This window comes from Corynebacterium sp. HMSC036E10, assembly GCF_001836265.1.
In the GTDB taxonomy this organism is placed as follows: Bacteria; Actinomycetota; Actinomycetes; order Mycobacteriales; family Mycobacteriaceae; genus Corynebacterium; species Corynebacterium coyleae.
The window spans coordinates 76,428-96,687 of the sequence record NZ_KV827981.1 but is presented as its reverse complement, the minus strand read 5'-3'; the positions used below and the strand labels follow the sequence as shown (position 1 = coordinate 96,687).

Annotated in this window: 13 protein-coding genes; 11 read left to right on the top strand and 2 right to left on the bottom strand. The window is 65.7% G+C overall.

Annotation, left to right across the window (positions count from 1 at the left end; translation table 11 throughout):
• Window position 1: 1 nt before the first annotated feature.
• On the bottom strand, window positions 2-412 hold the full coding sequence (locus HMPREF2736_RS07275; RefSeq protein WP_070423328.1) for a hypothetical protein: 411 nt from the start codon (window positions 410-412) through the stop codon (window positions 2-4).
• Between the two features lie 10 nt (window positions 413-422).
• A complete protein-coding gene (locus HMPREF2736_RS07270; RefSeq protein ID WP_070829280.1) occupies window positions 423-1,937 on the bottom strand; it encodes a SulP family inorganic anion transporter in 1,515 nt (504 codons plus the stop codon).
• Between the two features lie 162 nt (window positions 1,938-2,099).
• Here HMPREF2736_RS07270 and HMPREF2736_RS07265 point away from each other — a divergent pair, with 162 nt between their 5' ends.
• The 11 genes from HMPREF2736_RS07265 to HMPREF2736_RS07215 all read left to right on the top strand — a co-directional run bounded on the left by HMPREF2736_RS07265 (window position 2,100) and on the right by HMPREF2736_RS07215 (window position 20,148).
• Window positions 2,100-4,049, top strand: a complete 1,950-nt coding sequence (locus HMPREF2736_RS07265; RefSeq protein WP_141761607.1) for a glycosyltransferase — start codon at window positions 2,100-2,102, stop codon at window positions 4,047-4,049.
• On the top strand, window positions 4,039-4,557 hold the full coding sequence (locus HMPREF2736_RS07260; RefSeq protein ID WP_070423326.1) for a phosphatase PAP2 family protein: 519 nt from the start codon (window positions 4,039-4,041) through the stop codon (window positions 4,555-4,557). The genes HMPREF2736_RS07265 and HMPREF2736_RS07260 overlap by 11 nt, the downstream gene beginning before the upstream one ends.
• Window positions 4,558-5,553 (top strand): decaprenyl-phosphate phosphoribosyltransferase, encoded by a 996-nt coding sequence (locus tag HMPREF2736_RS07255; protein WP_070423325.1) that lies wholly within the window; start codon window positions 4,558-4,560, stop codon window positions 5,551-5,553.
• A 25-nt stretch (window positions 5,554-5,578) separates the two neighbouring features.
• Window positions 5,579-7,342, top strand: a complete 1,764-nt coding sequence (locus HMPREF2736_RS07250; protein WP_070829279.1) for an arabinofuranosyltransferase AftB family protein — start codon at window positions 5,579-5,581, stop codon at window positions 7,340-7,342.
• 70 nt (window positions 7,343-7,412) lie between these two features.
• Complete coding sequence (locus HMPREF2736_RS07245) at window positions 7,413-8,411, top strand: alpha/beta hydrolase (protein WP_070453278.1); 999 nt, start codon at window positions 7,413-7,415, stop codon at window positions 8,409-8,411.
• A 191-nt stretch (window positions 8,412-8,602) separates the two neighbouring features.
• Window positions 8,603-10,546 (top strand): alpha/beta hydrolase-fold protein, encoded by a 1,944-nt coding sequence (locus HMPREF2736_RS07240; RefSeq protein WP_070829278.1) that lies wholly within the window; start codon window positions 8,603-8,605, stop codon window positions 10,544-10,546.
• Window positions 10,546-11,043 (top strand): hypothetical protein, encoded by a 498-nt coding sequence (locus HMPREF2736_RS07235; RefSeq protein WP_070453272.1) that lies wholly within the window; start codon window positions 10,546-10,548, stop codon window positions 11,041-11,043. Before HMPREF2736_RS07240 ends, HMPREF2736_RS07235 begins: the two co-directional genes overlap by 1 nt.
• 23 nt (window positions 11,044-11,066) lie before the next feature.
• Entirely contained in the window at window positions 11,067-12,008 is a 942-nt protein-coding gene (locus HMPREF2736_RS07230) for a cutinase family protein (protein ID WP_070829277.1), read from the top strand.
• A 33-nt stretch (window positions 12,009-12,041) separates the two neighbouring features.
• The gene (locus HMPREF2736_RS07225; RefSeq protein WP_070829276.1) at window positions 12,042-13,859 is read left to right on the top strand and encodes a FadD32-like long-chain-fatty-acid--AMP ligase; all 1,818 of its coding nucleotides are present in this window, start codon (window positions 12,042-12,044) and stop codon (window positions 13,857-13,859) included.
• A gap of 35 nt (window positions 13,860-13,894) precedes the next feature.
• On the top strand, window positions 13,895-18,610 hold the full coding sequence (gene pks13, locus HMPREF2736_RS07220; RefSeq protein WP_070829275.1) for a polyketide synthase Pks13: 4,716 nt from the start codon (window positions 13,895-13,897) through the stop codon (window positions 18,608-18,610).
• Entirely contained in the window at window positions 18,607-20,148 is a 1,542-nt protein-coding gene (locus HMPREF2736_RS07215) for an acyl-CoA carboxylase subunit beta (protein WP_070829274.1), read from the top strand. Before pks13 ends, HMPREF2736_RS07215 begins: the two co-directional genes overlap by 4 nt.
• Window positions 20,149-20,260: the final 112 nt, after the last annotated feature.

Here is a 20,260-nt window from a genome sequence, read left to right as displayed (position 1 = left end):
CTTACCGCCCGTCGCCGAACTCGCGCTTGAAGTTGTCGTCCCAGTCCACGTCGGGTTGGGAGTCGAAGTAGTGCTGCTCCAGGTTGGGTGCGTCGTTGCTGCCTTGAACACCCATGATGAGGAAGACGGCGCCGGCGATGGCACCGAAGATGCCGACAAACACGGCGGTTGCGCCGGAAAGGAACGAAAAGGACAGCACGCAGATGGCGATGAGGATTGCGCCGATGGTGTAGTTGCGGGCGGGCGTGCCGGGGGTGCGGTGTTCATTGGGGGCGCCGAGTGGCGAGCGATCAACCGAGTTTCCCCCGAGAAATCCGCCACCCTGTCCGCCGCCAGTTCCACTCCGGTCTCCAGATCCCCCGATGGGGAGGCCGTCGGCGTCGTAATCGCCGTTGTAGTTGTAAGGCTTCATGGCGAAGAGCCTACGGGAGTTGGCCGGTGAGGCGGTCGAGTCGGTCTTTGCTGGGGCCGTCGAGGCCAGTGATGGTGACGGTTTTGCCGCGGTTGTGGAACTTCTGGGTAATGGAGTCGAGGGTGGCCACGGTGGAGGCGTCCCAGATTTCGGCGTGGCTGAGGTCGATGATGATGTGGTCGGCGTCGTCGGCGTAGTCGAAGGCGTAGACCAGGTCGTTGCTGGATGCCCAGAAGAGTTGGCCGTGGATGCGGTAGGTGCGGGTGTCGATGCGGCCGTCGCCATCAGTGTCGAGCTCCGCCACCTTCTCTACCGACGCGAGGTGGGCGACGCGGCGGGCAAACATGATCATGGCGGTGACCACGCCGAGCACCACGCCGACGGCGAGGTTGCTGGTGATCAAGGTGGCGGCAACGGTGACCACCATGACGATGGTTTCGGACACCGGCATGAGTTTGAGGGTGCGCGGGTGGATGGAGTGCCAGTCGATCGTGCCAAGGGAGACGACGATCATGATGGCGACGAGCGCGGCCATCGGGATGATGCCCACAACGTCGCCGAACGCCAGCAGGAGAACCAACAGGAACACGCCGGCCAGCAGGGTGGACAGGCGGGTGCGGGCGCCGGCTTCGCGAGAGTTGATCAGGGTTTGGCCGATCATGGCGCAGCCACCCATGCCGCCGAAGAGGCCGGTGACGATGTTGGCCACGCCCTGGCCCCAGGATTCGCGGGTTTTGTCGGAGTGGGTGTCGGTGATGTCGTCGACAAGTTTTGCGGTCATGAGCGATTCCAACAGGCCCACGATTGCCATAGCCAGCGCGTACGGCGCGATGATCTGGAACGTCTCCCACGTCAGCGGCACGTGCGGGATCATCATGGCGGGGAAGGAGCGGGGTAGTTCGCCCATGTCGGAGACGGTGGGCACGGTGATGTCAGCGATGACGACCACGGTGGTCAGCACCGCGATGGTAACCAGCGGGGCGGGGACCGCGTTGGTGATTTTCGGCCAGAACACCATGATGAGCAGGCCGGCGGCGGTGAGCGCGTAGACGGGCCAGGCGACGTCGATAAGGTGCTGCATCTGCGCAGCGAAGATGAGGATGCCGAGGGCGTTGACAAAACCAACCATGACTGAGCGCGGGATGAAGCGCTGCAGTTTCGCCACGCCGAGTGCCGCCAGGATGATCTGGAACACGCCGGCAAGCAGCACGGTGGCGATGAAGTAGTCCATGCCGTACTCGCGCGAGACGGGTGCGATGACGAGGGCGACTGCGCCGGTTGCGGCGGAGATCATCGCCGGCCGCCCGCCGGTAAACGCGATGGTCACAGCCATGGTGACGGAGGCGAACAGGCCGACGGCGGGGTCGACGCCGGCCAGGATCGAAAACGCGATGGCCTCGGGGATCAGGGCGAGTGCGACGGTGAGCCCGGCAAGTACTTCACGACGAAGCCGCGTCCCCGAAGAAAACGCATAACGAAACGACGCAACCACCCCGGTCGGGGCGTGCTCGAGAGATGTAGACATGCCTGTGCTTTCCGTTCGCTTTCCGTTCAAAAACGTTGTGACAACCGTGGCAACCGTAGCCCACGGCGCCGACATCGGCCGACACCCCGCGAGCCACAGCGGGAGATTCGTCGTCCAGCGATTACGCTTAACTCCGACTGCCCACAATAGAAAGTGAGAGCTGTGGAAACGAGCAACAACCTCGCGGTAGACACGCTTGCGCGTGTGCTGATGCCGAAGAAGGGCGAGCCGCACGACGTGCGCATGCTGTACCTGATCGAGCAGGAGCAGAACAAGCAGCGCCTGCGCTGGTCGGACCGGACGAGTTTTGAGGTTCCTGCGGGCAACGAGGTTTCCTTCGAGACCTACTTCAATGCGTTCCCGGCGAGCTACTGGCGCCGCTGGTCGCAGCTGGACACCGTCGTCCTGGCGATGACGGTTCAGGGTCGTGCGACGATTTCGGTGTACCGCTCGAAGTACGACGGCACCCGCATCAGCGTGACCAATGCGGACGCGACCGGCTACACGGAGATCCCGCTGAAACTCAGCAATTTCGAGGACGGCGGCTGGCTGTGGTTCGACATCACCGCCGAGGAGGACACGCGCATCAGCGATGCGGCGTGGTGCTCCCCGCAGGAGCCGCAAGAGCAAGTGCTTGACGACGGCACCGTGGTCCCACCCCAACCCAAACAAGTCGCCGTTGGCATCCCCACGTTTAACCGTCCCCGGGATGCGGTCAACGCGTTGCATGCGTTGGCTGAGGATCCGTACGTGGAGGCGTCGATTAGCAATGTGCTCATGCCCGACCAGGGCAACCAGCACCCGGCGGACGAGCCGGACTTCGCCGAGGCAGAGAAGAATCTCGGTGGAAAATTGAAAATCTTCCACCAGGGCAACCTGGGCGGCTCCGGCGGCTACTCGCGCATCATGTACGAGGCGCTCAACAGCACCGACGCTCCGTTCATCCTGTACATGGACGACGACATCGCCATCGAGCCGGACTCCATCGTGCGCTCCGTGCAGGCCGCGCGCTACGCCAAGCAGCCGATCCTGGTCGGCGGCCAGATGCTGAACCTGCAGGACCGGAGCCAGCTGCGCACCACCGGCGAGACCGTCGACCCGAACATCTTCATGTTCTCCGCAGCCAAGCACGCCGTGTACGACCACGACTTTGCCAAGTACCCACTCGGCTACGTGGGCACCGAGGAAGAGGATCTGGATCCGCGCAAGACCACCTCGCGCCCGCTGCACCGCCGCATCGACGTGGACTACAACGGCTGGTGGATGAACCTCTTCCCGCGCGTCGTCGCAGAGAAAATGGGCCTGCCGCTGCCACTGTTTATTAAGTGGGACGACAACGAATACGCCCTGCGCGCCAAGGAAGCAGGCTTCCCAACCGTCACCTGGCCGGGCGTTGCCATCTGGCACATGGCCTGGGCCGACAAGGACGACGCCATCGACTGGCAGGCCTACTTCCACATGCGCAACCGCCTCATCGTCGCCTCCATCTACGGACCGGACAACCCCGAGGCGATGCTGAAGAACATGCAAAAGTCCACCGCGAAGCACTACTTCTGCATGGAGTACTCCACCATCGCCATCCAGAACGAAGCAATGCGTGACTTCCTGAAGGGCCCGGACCAACTCTTCGACATCCTCGAATCCTCGTTGCCGCGCATCCAGAAGATCCGCAGCGAGTACTCCGACGCGCAGGTCCTGCCGTCCGCGACCGAACTGCCCGCACCCACCGGCGCGCCGGGTGTGCCGACCAACAAAATGGGCGGCCGCCTGGCCAAGGTGAAGAAGATCCCGTGGGCCGTCAAGGCGCTGCTGCACCTGCGTAAGGACGAAGACCGCGCCCACTGGGATGCCCCGCAGCTGAACCTCACCGCGGAGGAAGCCCGCTGGTACACCCTGGCACGCGTGGACTCGGCAACCGTGTCCACCGCCGGCGGCACCGGCGTGGCCTTCCGCAAGCGCGACAAGGCCCTCGCCGACAAACTCGTCGAGGAACAAAAGCAGCTGCGCGCCGACATCAAGCAGCGCTGGCCGGAACTCAAGCGCATCTACCGCGACGCGCGCGAAGACCTGACCAACCACGACAACTGGGGGAAGGTGTTCGATGCCCAGTAAGGAAACAGACCTGCTCGTCGCCATCCAGGACGCGCTGTATTCTCCCGCCACCGCCAAAGGCGCCCGTGTGCTCTCATACTTCGGTGAGCACGACCTGGGCTGGCTAGGCGTTGCGATGGCTGGCGCCATCGCAACGAGCATCGGGGACGTCGATAAGCAACGGCGCTCAAAGTGGCTCGCACTCGGCGTTGGCACCTTCGCCGCGCACGCCGCAACCGTGGTGCTCAAACGCATCGTGCGACGCCCACGCCCGAACGACCCGCGGGTGAAGATCGGGGTGGGAACGCCCTCGCAACTGTCGTTCCCGTCCTCGCACGCCGCGAACACGGGCGCCGCCGCCGCGCACCTGGCTAACATCACCGGCAAGAAGTGGCCGTGGCTGCTGGTGCCTGTGATGATGCTGTCGCGTAACGTGCTCGGCGTCCATTACCCGACCGACACCCTCGCCGGCGCACTGCTCGGCGCGGGGACGGCGAAGGCCGTGATTGAAGCGGAGAAGAGGATTTAAGTGGCACACACGCAAGAACCTATCGACGAGCCGCTGCTGAAGTCTGAACCCCACACCTCAGGTGTGGACCAGGTGATGAAGAAAACCCCACCGAAGAACCTCGTCGACGCGATGATCAAGGGGCTGCGCCCCAAGCAGTGGGTGAAAAACGTCCTCGTGCTGGCGGCACCGTTGGCTGCCGGCGCGGAAGCGTTCACCCGCCACACCGTGGTGGACATCCTGCTGGCGTTCATCGTGTTTTGCTTCGGTGCGTCCTCGATCTACCTGATCAACGACGCCCGCGACGTCGAATCGGACCGCCGCCACCCGACGAAGCGTTTCCGCCCGATCGCCTCCGGCATGCTGCCGATCAACCTGGCATACATCATGGCGGCGGTGCTCATCGCCGCAGCGCTTGGCCTGTCGCTGCTGGCCACCGACGGCGCTGCACTGGCCTGGGTCATCGGTATTTATATTGCGCTGCAGCTGGGCTACTGCTTCGGCTGGAAGCACATCCCGGTGATTGACATCGCCCTGGTGTCCTCCGGCTTCATGCTGCGCACCATGGCCGGCGGTGTCGCTGCCGACATCGAGCTGTCGCAGTGGTTCCTGCTGGTCGCCGCGTTCGGTTCCTTGTTCATGGCTTCCGGCAAGCGCTATGCAGAACTGCTGCTGGTCAAGGAAACCGGCGCGGAGATCCGCCGCTCGCTGCAGGGCTACACCGAAACCTACCTGCGCTTCGTCTGGACCCTGTCCGCCACCGCCGTGGTCATGTCCTACGCACTGTGGGGCTTCCAGCTTTCCAACTCCGTCGAGGGCACCGCCGCCATCTGGTACCAGGTGTCCATGGTGCCGTTCGTGATCGCGATCCTGCGCTACGCCTCCGTCGTCGACGGTGGTCAGGGTGGTGCACCCGACGAGATCGCCCTCGAGGACCGAGTGCTGCAGCTTCTCGCCGCAGCTTGGATCTTCTGCATCGTCATGGCGGTCTACGTTGTGCCGAACTTAGGTTGGTAGGACAAAACGCAGTAACATCTGCGCAATGACTAAAAACGCCCGCATCTCCGCGCTCGCCGCAGCCGTGGTGGCGGGCGTTGCCGCATTCTGGGGCGGTTGGACCCGCCGCTGGATGTCCGACGACGGTCTGATCGTCCTGCGCACCGTGCGCAACCTGTTGGCCGGCAACGGTCCCGTGTTCAACGCCGGCGAGCGCGTCGAGGCCAACACCTCCACCCTGTGGCAGTACCTGATCACGCTGTTCGGGTGGCTCACCGATGCCCGCCTGGAAAGCATCGCCATGTGGCTGGCGCTGCTGTGCACCGCCGCAGCCGCTGCTACCGCCGCGTACGCCTCCGGCAAGTTCTGGGGCAGGGTCGGCCCCGTCATCCCGTTCGGCATCATCATCTATATTGCGCTGCCGCCCGCGCGCGACTTTGCCACCTCCGGGCTGGAGTGGGGCATGTCGCTGCTGTGGATCGCCATCTGGTGGGCGGCACTCGTCGCCTGGGCCGAGGACCCGGTCAAGCGCCGCGCGCCCTACGCCGGCTACTTCCTCGCGTTCTGGTCCGGCCTGTCCTGGCTGGTCCGCCCCGAACTCGCGCTCTACGGCGGGGTGGCAGGCATCATGCTCATCGCGTTTAGCCCCCGCAAAACGCTAGGCATCCTCGCCGTAGCGCTGCCGGTTCCCGCCGGCTACCAACTGTTCCGCATGGGCTACTACGGCCTGATCACCCCGCACACCGCTGTGGCCAAGTCGGCCAGCGGCTCTGAATGGGCCCGTGGCTGGGAGTACTTCGCCGACTTTTTCGGCTACTACTGGCTGGCCCTGCCTCTCCTCGGCGCTGCTGCGGTGGCGGTGTGGTTGTTGTGGGGTGCGAGGGGGCGTCGATTAGCAATTGTGTGTTTGACCACCGGCGTTGCACTCGCGCACATGCTGTACGTACTGCGCGTCGGCGGCGACTTCATGCACGGCCGCATGTGGCTGCTGCCCCTGTTCGCGCTGTTGCTGCCGATGATGGCGGTGCCGTACACCAAGGTCACCGCCGCCGTCGGTACCGCGCTGGTCGTGTGGGCCAGCGTGATCGTCCTGCGCGCGCATCCCATCGACTGGGAGCCGTACAACAACGGCGAAAAGGAACTCGGCATTGTCGACGAGCGCGACTTCTGGACCATGGCCGTCGGCCGCGACGCCGGCGACCCACCCCTGTACGCCGAAGACTTCCTCGGCTCGAAACTCATGTGGGACTGGAACGAGGCCATCGAGCAAGGCCTCGACGAGGACGCCGCCCAGATCAGCCTCGCTATCGTCACCGCCGAGCCGGAGCGCTACAAGTGGTTCGTGCGCGAGCGCCAGCCCGACGCAACCGACCAGCGCGATCTGGAACTGACCGCCTACATGGTCAACCTTGGCATGACCAGCATGAACTCGCCGCTGAACACGCGCATCCTGGACACGGTCGGTCTGGCCACCCCGATTGCCGCGCGCATGCCGCGGGTGCCGGACGGGCGCATCGGCCACGACAAGGAACTGGGCCTGGAGTGGCAGGTGGCGGACACGGATGCGGATCTGGACAAGTTGCCGCAGTTCGTCGATAAGCAAAAAGCGCAGGACGCGCGCGAAGCATTGCGTAGCGACGACATCGCCGACCTGCTGGCCACCTCCCGCGAACCCATGAGCTGGGACCGCTTCTGGGCCAACGTCCGCTACTCGTTGGGCCCGGGCCGCACGCTCACGCTTGACGACGACCCCACGCACTACCTCAGTCACACCAGCCCCACCCGACAAATCGCCTGGCCGAGTGAGTGAATAGCGGACTATGTTTCGGGTTGGTAACGTGAACGTGTCTTTTGCCTGAAACACGTCTCGAGGGGAATGCATGAACACTCGAACCTCCGTGCGCCGCAAACTCACCGCGGTGCTGGTCGCGATCCTCAGCGCGATCTCCATCGTGAGCGCGCCACAGGCCGCCGCGGCCAACCGTGACTGGCTGCGCCCCGGCTGCACCTGGGACCGGGTCGGCTACTGGGTCCAGCGCTGCAACGTGTGGTCGGCCGCAATGAACCGCCACATCCCGGTACAGATCCAGCCCGCCCAGCGCGGCGGCAACGCGGGCCTCTACATGCTCGACGGCCTGCGTGCGACGGAGCGCACCAACGCGTGGCTCAACGACGTCAACGCGGCACGCACCTTTGTTAACCACAACATCACCCTCGTGCTGCCGGTGGGTGGACAGTCGTCGTTCTACACCGACTGGAACGCCCCGGCGACCTACGACTTCAACAACCCGGTGACCTACAAGTGGGACACGTTCCTGACCAAGGAGCTGCCGCCGTACCTGCAGCAGCACTTCGGCGTGTCGCCGACGAACAACTCCATCCTCGGCCTGTCCATGGGTGGCACCGCCGCGGTCAACCTGGCTGCGCTGCACCCGAACCAGTTCCGTCAGGTGCTGTCCTACTCGGGCTACCTGGCCACCACCATCCCGGGTGGTCAGACCGCGCTGCGCGCCGCGCTTCTCGACGGCGGCATGTACAACGTCAACGCCATGTGGGGCTCCTCGCTGAACCCGCGCCGCTTTGAAAACGACCCGTTCCTGAACATGGGCAACCTGCGCGGCAAGGACGTGTACGTCTCCGCAGGCTCCGCCGTGCCGGGCCCGGCCGACGAGAAGTACCTGCCGCAGCACCGCGCCTCCGGCATCGCGCTCGAGGGCGTTGCCAACGCGACGACGCGCGCCTGGTCCGCCAAGGCCACCGTGACCGGCGTGAAGCACACTGCCGTGTTCACCCCGACCGGCCTGCACAACTGGGATCAGTTTGGCAGCCAGCTCGAGGCCACCAAGCCGCGCATCCTGAATGTGATGAACGCCTGGTAGTTCCCGGATTTCCAGCCAGGTGAGGGCGCGTGCGGATGTGTTCCGCACGCGCCTTTTGTTGTTTGTAGAGGTGTTTGCGGAAGTGTTTGCAGTAACGCCCCGCGTGTCGCGCTCGATTAAACCCTCAAGTGAAACTTAAGATTTAGGGCGATACTCTTGTGACACAAGTAGCCCGACGAGGTAGGAGACTCATGCGAGACAACCGGATCACCCCCACCAGGCTCACCGCAGCCCTGCTGCCTGCCGCGCTGGCTCTCACGCTGGCGCCGTCGGCCGCAGTCACCGCCCAAGCACAGTCCTCGGACCTTTCGTCGCTGTCGTCGAACCGCGGCATCTCCGACGGTCTGCGCCCGTCCGACCCGCCAAAGCGCACTCCGATCGAGGTGGAGAAGAACCCCGAGATCCCCGGCCTGCCGGAGGGCGTGAAGGTGGACCGCATCGAGTGGATTACCAGCCGTCGCGTAGCCGTGTTTATCAAGTCCGCGGCCATGCCGAAGGAACTCATCCAGGTGCAGATCCTGCTGGCACGGGACTGGCACTCCAACCCGACCGCGAAGTTCCCGGAAGTGTGGGCGCTCGACGGCCTGCGCGCGCGTGACGACGAAAACGGCTGGACCATCGAAACCAACATCGAGCAGTTCTACGCCGACAAGAACGTCAACGTCATCCTCCCGGTCGGCGGCGAGTCCTCCTTCTACTCCGACTGGCAGCGGGAGAACAACGGCAAGCACTACAAGTGGGAGACGTTCCTGACCAAGGAGCTCGTCCCGGTGCTGAACAACGAGTTCCGCTCCAACGGCAAGCGCGCCGTTGTCGGCCTGTCCATGGGTGGCACCGCCGCAGTCAACCTGGCTGAGCGCAACCCGCACCTGTTTAACTTCGTCGGCTCGTTCTCCGGCTACCTGGACACCACGACCACCGGCATGCCGTCCGCGATCAAGGCCGCGCAGCTGGATGCCGGCGGCTACAGCGCCGAGGCCATGTGGGGCCCGCTGGGCTCCCAGGACTGGATCGACCACGACCCGAAGCTGGGCATTGAGAACCTGAAGGACATGACGGTCTACGTCTCCTCCGGTTCGGGCCGCGACGACTACGGCAACGCCGAATCCGTGGCCAAGGGCCGCGCGAACGCTGCCGGCATGGGCTTGGAGGTCATCTCGCGCCTGTCCACCCAGACGTTCGTGGACTACGCCTCGCGCACCTCCGTCAAGCCGATCGTGCGCTTCCGCCCCTCTGGCGTGCACTCGTGGGAGTACTGGCAGTTCGAGATGGCACAGGCATGGCCGTACATCGCTAACGCCCTCGACGTGCCGGAGGCTGACCGTGGCTCCAAGTGCAACCCGATCGGTGCGATCGCAGAAGAGACCAAGTCCGGCGTCATCGGCACCTGTGTCAACGACGAGTACAACGCGGGCAAGGACGGCAAGGGCAAGGCCCAGGACTTCCGCGGCGGTACTGCGTTCTGGTCCCCGAACACCGGCGCGCACGCCCTGTACGGCGCAATCCTGGCCAAGTACAACGCGCTCGGCGGCGCCGCTGGCTGGCTCGGCTTCCCCACCACCGGCGAGCTCCAGGCACCAGACGGACAGGGCCGCTTCGTCCACTTCGAAAACGGCTCCGTCTACTGGACCGCGAACACCGGCGCCTACGCCATCCCGGGCGACATGTTCAAGGCATGGGGTGCCAACGGCTACGAGACCGGCGACCTGAAGTACCCGGTTGCCGAGGCCAACAAGGTTGGCGACGGCTACGTGCAGAAGTTCCAGGGCGGCTACCTCACCCGCAACCCGGACGGCAAGCACTACATCGTCCACGGTGCGATCGGCGAGAAGTACGGCGAGATCGGCACTGCCACCTCGGCGCTGGGCTACCCGAAGTCCAACGAGATCGCCATCAAGGGCGGCTTCTTCCAGGAGTTTGAGCACGGCAACATCTACTGGTCCGCTGGCACCGGCGCCCACACGATTCTCAAGGGCGACATCTTCAACGAGTGGGGCAAGCGTGGCTACGAGCAGGGCGAGCTCGGCTGGCCGGTGAAGGACATGGCGAAGATTCCGGCTGGCGGTCTGACCATCGACTTCCAGCGCGGCACGGTTGAGCAGATCAACGGTGTGGTCAACGTAAGGAAGAAGTAATGCGCAAATTCGCCCTTTGCTTGACGACGATCACCTGCACCGCCGCCCTCACCGCCTGCGGTGGGGCCACCGTGGACTCCGAGGACGTCACCGAAACTGCGGCCACCTCAGCCACGGAAACGGCCACCTCGGCCACTGAGTCGGGTACCGCGTCCGCGACGGAATCCGCGACGGCGTCGTCGGCTGCGGCGCCGGGGTCGTCGTCACGCAATGGCGCCGGCGACCAACCCGCACGGGAAGTGGAAACCGTGCCCACCCAGGTGCCTTCATACGCGCCGGAGGAGCAGGCGTTTCTGGATCACCTCAGGCAAAACGGGGTGAACGTCGACGGTCTTGAAGACCAACTCACAGCAACCGGGTTTACCGTGTGCGACGACGATACGATCACCCGCGACGCCGTCGCCGGGCAACTGGTCGAACAACGCCGCACCGACATGGACGCAGGCACCGTAGCGACCCTGCTCAGCGACACCGCTCGCGCCAACCTGTGCGGCTAACCCCGCACGTGTAAGGAGTTTTCATGCGCCGATCGCGCAACGTTGTCGTCGTCGCTGCCGTGATTGTGGTGCTTGCGCTTATCGGCCTAGGTATCTACCAGTGGCGCACCACCACCGACAGCGACCTGCCGTCGGCGAGCAAGCCGCCAGAGTCGAGCGCGCCCGAGCGTGTCGACGAGCCCGACTGGTGCCCCGCCGTCGAAGTCATCTCCGTACCGGGCACCTGGGAATCCGCGGCAGACGACGACCCGTTCAACCCCCAGGCCAACCCGGCCAGCTTCATGCTGTCCATCACGCGCCCGCTGCAGGAGATGTACGACATCAACCACGTGCGCGTGTTCACCGTCCCGTACACCGCCCAGTTCCGCAACATCCAGACCGCCCACGGCCGCGCCGAAATGTCTTACGACGACTCCCGCGCCGAGGGCACCGCGAAACTGCGAGGCGAGTTGGACTTCGTGGCGCGCACCTGCGAGTCGACGAAGTTCATCATTGCGGGCTTTTCGCAGGGTGCGGTGATTGTGGGGGACGTGGCGTCGTCGATAGGCAATAGCGAGGGTCCGATCAACCCGGACCGGCTGCTCGGCGCGATGATGATCGCCGACGGACGCCGCGAAAACGGCGTGGGCATCAACCCCGGCGCGGAGGTCCACGGCACCGGCGCGGAGATCGTCCTGCAGCCGCTGCAGCGCGTCGCCGACGCCGTCACCCCCGGCGCCACCATGACCGGACCACGCCCCGGCGGCTTCGGTCTCGTGGAGGATCGTGCCTACGAAATCTGCGCGCCGAACGACACCGTTTGCGACGCCCCACTGGGTGTAGGCAACGCGATCGAACGCGCAAACGCACTCATTTCGGCAAACGGCAATCATGCACTATATGCCACAAATCCGGACGTGATTCCGGGCTCGACAGTGCCCGAGTGGGCTGTCAATTGGGTCCGTGACGTGGTAGAGAGTTTGTAACTCGAATACAGGTGTAAAACAAGGAGTTTTTCGATGGATCTTCAGCAACTGACCGCCCAATTCATCGGCCCCGACGGCGACATCGCCCTGCCAGAACACTTCACCCTGCCCCGACTCGCCGAAATGATCCACCAGGCCCAACTGCAGGCCGGCGGCGGCGACGCGATCAACGTCCGCGCGTGGGACTTTTCCACCGACCCAGCTGGTGTGGAAACAACGTTCACCCGCTCCGAGGTCAACACCCGCATCAAGGCCGTCGCAGCACGCCTCGCCCAGGTCGGCGAGCCGGGCGCACGCGTCGCGCTGATGGCGCCGAACTCCGCCGAGTACGTCTTCGGCTTCATGGGTGCGCTCTACGCGGGCCAGGTGCCGGTGCCGCTGTACGACCCGACCGAGCCGGGCCACGAGGGCCACCTGCGCGCAGTGCTTGGCGACGCCGGCGTCCAGATCGTGCTCACCAACTCCGCCGCCGCCCCCGCTGTGCGCCGCTACTTCGCCGACCTGCCCGGCACCGAGCGTCCCCGCGTCATCGCCGTGGACTCCCTGCCGGACACGCTCGCCGAGTCCTACCAGCCAATCCCGCCGGTGCCGGGCGAGGACACCGCGAACCAGATCTGCTTCCTGCAGTACACCTCCGGCTCCACCCGCAACCCGGCAGGCGTGATGATCACCAACGAGGCGCTGGTCACCGACGTCCTGCAGATCAACGACGCGGTGAAGTTCGAAACACCGATGCGCATCCCGACCTGGCTGCCGCTGCACCACGACATGGGCATGATCGTGGCCATGATCGGCGTCGTGCTGGGCCAGGAGATTGAGATCTTCGCCCCGCGCGACTTCATCCAGCAGCCGAAGCGTTGGGTGGAGCGCCTGTCGCGTCGCGACGACGACCTCGCCGACATCCACGTCTACACCGTGATCCCCAACTTCGCGCTGGACCTCGCCGCCCGCTACGCCGCGCCGGAATCTGCGAACCAGTACGACTTCTCCGCCGTGGAGTGCATCATCATTGGCTCCGAGCCGGTTACCCGCGCGGGCGTGACCGCGTTTATCGACGCGTTCAGCGCCTCCGGGCTCGACCGCTCCGTGCTGCGCCCGTCCTACGGCCTGGCCGAGACCACCCTGCTGGTGTCCACCGACCGCACCGATGAGCGCCCGAAGTTCATCGAGTTCGACCGCGACGCACTCGCAGAGGGCAAGGCCGTCCCGGCGGAAGGCGGCGTGGCTACCGCGTCGAACGGCCAGCCGGTGAACTGGATGCACTTCGCCATCGTCGACCCGGAGACCCGCAACGAGGTCGAAGACGGCACCATCGGTGAAATCTGGGTCCACGGCAAGAACGTCGCCGCCGGCTACCTGGACCGCCCGGAGGAGACCGCCGCGACGTTCCACAACACCATCGGCGAAACCATCCAGGACGGCATGCCGAAGGACAACTGGTGCGCCACCGGCGACCTGGGCACCATGCTCGACGGCCACCTGTACATCACCGGCCGCGTCAAGGACCTCGTGGTCGTGGCGGGACGCAACCACTACCCGCAGGACATCGAAGCCACCGTCATGGAGTCCACCGACCACGTGCGCAAGGACTCCGTCGCCGCATTCGCAGTGCCTGGCGACGACGTCGAGCGCCTCATCATCATGGTCGAACGCGCCGACAACGCCTCCGCCGACGGCGACGCAGCCGCCATCGACGCCATCCGCTCCGCCGTCACCGCCAAGCACGGCATCGCCCCGGAGGTCGTCGAGTTCTACGGTCCGGGCGAGATCGCACGCTCCTCGGCAGGCAAGATCGCCCGCCGTGTCAACGCGAAGCGATTCACCGATCGCGAACACGCTGCAACGCAGTAACAAAACCCCGCCGGTGGGCGATAGTCTGAGCTGTTATGAACGAGCATGATCTGATTCAGTGGCTCACCAGCTGGGTTGAGCGCGCCACCGGCGTAGATAACGTCGACCCGACCACGCCGCTGGAGACCTACGGCCTCGCATCCCGCGACGCCGTGATCCTCTCCGGCGAACTGGAAACGCTCCTCGGCCGCCGCGTCGACCCGACCATCGCCTACCAGTACCCGACCGTCGCTGCGATCGCCGCGGCGCTGACGGCGGTGAAGGGGGAGGGGCCGGTGAGGCGTCGTCGTCAAGCAACTGCGACCCCTGGCACCCACGACATTGCCATCATCGGCTCCGCCGGCCGCTTCCCAGGCGCCAAAAACAACGCCGAATTCTGGCAAATGCTCATCGAAGGCCGCTCCGCCACCGGCCCACTTCCCGCACCACGCTGGAACGAATACCTCGGCGACCCCGTCGTCCGCACCAAAATGTCGGAAGAAAACACCGACGGCGGCTACATGGACGGCATCGCCTCCTTCGACCACGAATTCTTCGGCGTCTCCCCACTCGAGGCCCAAAACATGGACCCGCAGCAACGCATCATGCTCGAAGTTGCGTGGGAAGCCCTCGAAGACGCAGGCCTCGCACCCAGCAAGCTGCGCGGCGAACCCGTCGGCGTGTTCGTCGGCTCGTCCAACAACGACTACGGCATGCTCATCGTCGCCGACCCAGCCGAGGCGCACCCGTACGCGCTGACCGGCGCATCCTCCGCGGTCATCCCGAACCGCATCTCTTATGCCTACGACTTCCGCGGCCCGTCCATGAACGTGGACACCGCCTGCTCCTCGTCGCTGGTGTCGGTGCACCACGCGGTGCGCGCGCTTCGCGACGGCGAAGCCGACGTCGCCCTAGCCGGCGGCGTGAACATCCTGGCCAACCCGTTTGCCTCGCTTGCGTTTTCGGAGTTGGGCGTGATCTCGCCGACCGGGCGCATCCACGCGTTTTCCGACGACGCCGACGGCATCGTCCGCGCCGACGCCGCAGGCTTCATCGTGCTCAAGCGTGTCGACGACGCCATCGCCGACGGCGACAACATCATCGCCGTGATCAAGGGCTCGGCCACCAACTCCGACGGCCACTCCAACGGCCTGACCGCCCCCAACCCGGACGCCCAGGTAGACGTGCTGCGCCGCGCCTACGACGACGCCGGCGTGGATCCGCTGCAGGTCGACGTGGTCGAAGCCCACGGCACCGGCACCATCCTCGGCGACCCGATCGAGGCCACCGCACTCGGCGAGGTCCTCGGCCGTGGCCGCGACGCTGGCTCGCCGCTACTGCTGGGCTCCGCGAAGTCCAACATCGGTCACTCCGAATCCGCCGCCGGCGTCGTCGCGCTGATCAAGGTGATCGAGGCGCTCAAGCACGACACGATTCCGGAGTCCATTAACTTCACCGCCCCAAACCGCTACGTCGACTTCGACACCGAGCGCATCGAGGTCGTCCAGGACCCGCGCGAGTGGCCGCGCTACTCCGGCCGCCGCATCGCCGGCGTGTCCGGCTTCGGCTTCGGCGGCACCAACGCGCACGTGGTCGTCGCAGACTTCGACCCGGCCGACTACGACACCCAGGCACCCGAAACCGAGCCCTCCTTCGAGGGCGTGGCTGCGGCGGCGTTGCCGGTGTCGGGCCTGCTGCCATCTCGTCGCAAGGAAGCTGCCGGCGCGCTCGCCGACTTCCTCGAAGGCCGCCCCGACACCGACCTCATCCCGGTGGCGCGCTCCCTGGCCAAGCGCAACCACGGCCGCTCCGCCGCCGTCGTCCAGGCCACTACCACCGAAGACGCCGTCAAGCGCCTGCGCCAGGTCGCTGCCGGCAAGATCGGCCCCGGCATCGCATCCGCCGACGCACCGACCCCCATGGGCCCCGTCTTCGTCTACTCCGGCTTCGGCTCCCAGCACCGCAAGATGGCCAAGGAACTCATCGCCCGCTCGCCGCTGTTCGCCCGCCGCATGCGCGAACTCGACGAGATGGTCAAGTTCCAGGCCGGCTGGTCCATGCTCGAGATCATTGATAACGACGAGCTGACCTACGACACCGAAACCGGCCAGGTCACCATCACCGCCATCCAGATCGCCCAGACCGACCTGCTGGCCTCCGCCGGCATCACCCCAGCCGCGACCATGGGCATGTCCATGGGTGAGATTGCCGCAGCCTACGGTGCCGGCGGGCTGAGCGACGAGGACTGCATCCTCATCGCCACCGCCCGCGCCCGCCTCATGGGCGAGGGTGAAGAAATGATCGCCGGCACCGACCAAGAAGGTGCGATGGCGGTTGTGGAGTTGTCGCGCGAGGAGCTGGCAGAGTTCGTCGATAAGCATGAGCAGGCTGCAGGCGTTGAGCCAGCCGTCTACGCGGGCCCCGGCATGACCACCGTCGGCGGGCCGTCGAAGGCCGTCGACTACATCGTCGAGGCACTCACCGCTGAGGAGAAGTTCGCCCGCAAACTCAACGTGCGCGGCGCCGGCCACACCAGCGCGCTCGACCCGATCATGGGCGAGCTCGCTGGCGAAATCGCAGGCATCACCCCGCGCCCGCTCACGGTGCCGCTGTTTACCTCCGTCGACCGCGGCGAGGTCTACCAGCCCGGCCAGACCATCCACGACGACGCCTACTTCCTGCGCATGACCCGCCAGCCGGTCTACTTCCAGGACGCCACCGAAGCCGCGTTTGCCGCCGGCCACACCACGCTTGTGGAGATCACCCCGAACCCGGTTGCACTGATGGGCATGATGAACACCGCGTTCGCCGCCGGCCAGCTGGATGCGCAGCTGCTGTTCACCACCAAGCGCAAGGTCGACGAGCTCGAGTCGCTTGTGGACCTCGCCGCGAAGCTCTACGCCGGCGGCGTGCCGGTGGACTTCGGCGCCTTCTACGGCGCAGGCAAGGTCATCGACGCGCCGAAGATGGCGTTTAAGCAGGTGGATCACTGGACGCCGGCGAGGCCGTCGTCGGCAAGCACGTCGCTTTTGGGCTCCCGTGTGACGCTGCCGAGCGGCGAGGTTGCGTTCGCGACCGCCGCCGACCAGGTCTTCAGCCCGCACCAGCTCATCGAGGCCGCCGCGGCTGAGGTGGCCGAGGGCGCGCGTGTCGTCGCTACGGAAGAGCACGGCTACCTGCCCGCAGACGGTGAGGTGACCACTGTGGTGGCGTCCTCGCTCGGCGGCGTGTCCGTCAAGGTGTACGACGGTTCCGTGCTGGTTGCGGAGGGTTTCGCCTCCACCATCGACCGCGCTCCGGTTCAGGGCGTCATGGAGCCCACGCGTATCGACGACACCCCGGCCGCCGCCTCCGACGAGGACCAGGACGACGACATCGACGCCGTGCGCTGGGACCCCACCTCCGGCGAGACCGTTGCCGAGCGCCTGCGTGGCATCGTGTCCGAATCCATGGGCTACGACCCCGAGGACCTGCCCGACGAACTGCCGCTCATCGACCTCGGCCTCGACTCCCTGATGGGCATGCGCATCAAAAACCGGGTGGAAAACGACTTCCAGATCCCGCCGCTGCAGGTGCAAACGCTTCGCGACGCCTCCGTCGCCGATGTCATCCGCATCGTCGAAGACGCCGTCGCAGGCCGCACCGATGCGCCTCAGCCGATGGCCGTGAACAACGAGTCTCGAGACCCGGCCGCAGCTGCCGAAAAGACCCAGGGCGTGGGCGTCGCCCCGCGCGACGCGTCCGAACGCATGGTGTTCGGTGCCTGGGCGAAGTACGCCGGTGCGGCGGCTGCTGGTGTGACGTCGGATTTGCCGGAGATTAGTAAGGAGCAGGCGGGCGAGATCGCCGCGCACCTGACCGAGCGCTCCGGCATCGAGGTCACCGCCGAGGATGTGCTGGGCGCCGAGACGCTCGAACCGCTTGCGAACAAGGTCCGCGAGGGCCTGGAGACCCCGGTCGACGGCAACATCCGCGTCTTCCGCGAGGGAACCGGCACCCCTGTGTTTGTCTTCCACCCGGCCGGCGGGTCGTCGTCGGTGTACGCGCCGCTGGCCCGCCGCCTGAATAAGGACGTCCCGGTCTACGGCGTCGAGCGCCTGGAGGGCTCCCTCCAGGAGCGTGCTGCCGAGTACGTCAAGGACATCGAGCGCATCGCAGGCGAGCGCAAGGTCATCCTCGCCGGCTGGTCCTTCGGCGGCGCCCTGGCCTACGAGGTCGCATCCCAGTTGGGCAACGACAAAATCGACTACATCGCACTGCTGGACACCACCCAGCCGTCCGAGCCGATTCCCGACACCCTTGAGGAGACCAAGGCACGCTGGGGCCGCTACGCCGCCTTTGCCAAGGAAACCTACGGCCTGGACTTCGAGGTGCCTTACGAGCTGCTCGAAACCGCCGGCGAAGAAGCGCTGCTGCAAATGCTCACTGAGTTCCTGGCCAGCACCGACGCCTCCGAACACGGCCTGGCCGCCGGTGTCCTGGAGCACCAGCGGGCGTCGTTTGTGGACAACCAGATCCTCAACCACCTCGACTTCACCCGCTGGGCCGACGTCGACGTGCCGGTGCTGCTGTTCCGCGCCGAGCGCATGCACGACGGCGCCATCCAGCTCGAGCCGAACTACGCCCACATTGACGAGGACGGCGGCTGGGGCGCTATCGTGAGCGACTTGACCATCGTCCACCTGCCCGGTGACCACTTGGCGGTTGTGGACGAGCCGGCGGTGGGCATCGTCGGTAAGCACATGAACGCATGGATCGAAGGGAAGCGATGAGTACCGCCGACAAACTCGCCGACCTGCGCGAACGGCTAGACAAAGCGCAGGACCCGGGCTCGGAACGCTCGCGCAAGCGTCGCGACGACGCCGGCCGCACCACCCCGCGCCAACGCATCGACGCCCTGCTCGACGAGGGATCCTTCGTCGAAATCGGCGCGCTCGCCCGCACCCCCGGCGACCCGGACGCCGTCTACTCCGACGGTGTGGTCACCGGCTACGGGCGCATCGACGGCCGCCCCGTCGCCGTCTACGCCCACGACAAAACCGTCTACGGCGGCTCCGTCGGCGTGACGTTCGGTCGCAAGGTCACCGAGGTCATGGAGTTCGCCATCAAGATCTCGTGTCCCGTGATCGGCATCCAGGACTCCGGCGGCGCCCGCATCCAGGACGCGGTGACGTCGCTGGCCATGTACTCCGAGATTGCCAAGCGCCAGCTGCCGCTGTCGGGCCGCGTCCCGCAGATCTCGATCATGCTGGGCAAGTCCGCCGGCGGCGCCGTCTACGCCCCGGTGACCACGGACTTTGTCATCGCCGTTGACGGCGAGTCCGAAATGTACGTCACCGGCCCGAACGTGATCCGCGAGGTCACCGGCGAAGACATCACGTCCGCCGAACTCGGCGGTGCGCGCGTACAGGAGCAGGCCGGCAACATCCAGGCCGTGGTGGCTACGGAGGAGGACGCCTTCGACTACGTCAAGGACCTGCTGGCCCACCTGCCCACCTCCACCTTCGACGCGGCCCCCGTCGTGACGGCCCCCGCGGACGAGGAGTTGGACGACTCCGCACTCGATTCCTTCATGCCCGACGACACCAACGCCGGCTACGACATGATGGATCTGCTCGTGCAACTTGGCGACGACGAAGACCTCGTCGAAATCCAAGGCGGCTACGCCGAAAACCTCATCTGTGCCTTCGGCCGCATCGACGGCAAGGCGGTCGGCTTCGTCGCCAATAACCCGATGTACGCCGCTGGCTGCATCGACGCGGACGCCGCCGACAAGGGCGCGCGCTTCATCCGCACCTGCGACGCCTACAACATTCCGATCGTCTACGTCGTGGACACCCCCGGCTACCTGCCCGGCGTGGAGCAGGAGCGCGAAGGCCTGATCCACCGTGGCGCGAAGTTCGCCTTCGCCGGCGTGGAGGCCACCGTGCCTAAGGTGACGCTGGTCGTGCGCAAAGCCTACGGCGGCGCGTATGCGGTGATGGGGTCGAAGAACCTCAACGGCGACATCAACCTCGCCTGGCCCACCGCCCAGATCGCCGTGATGGGTTCGGCGGCGGCGGTGGTGATGCTGCAGGGCAAGCAGCTCGCCGCCATCGAGGACCCTGATCAGCGCGAGGCCATGAAGAAGATGTTCATGGACTTCTATGACCAGGAGATGACTTCCCCGTACGTGGCTGCGGAGCGTGGGTACATCGACCAGATGATCGAGCCGTCGCAAACACGCATTGCTTTACGACGAGCCCTTCGCCAACTGGCCACCAAACAAGAATTCGACCTTCCTAAGAAGCACACCATCAGCCCCCTGTAAGAAAGGCCCTTCTTCTATGCTTTCCTCCACCCTCGACCTGTTCGGCGACCTTGTCAGCATGATCATCTGGTTCATCAACGGCATCCAGACGGGTGATCCGCTCTGGAACTTC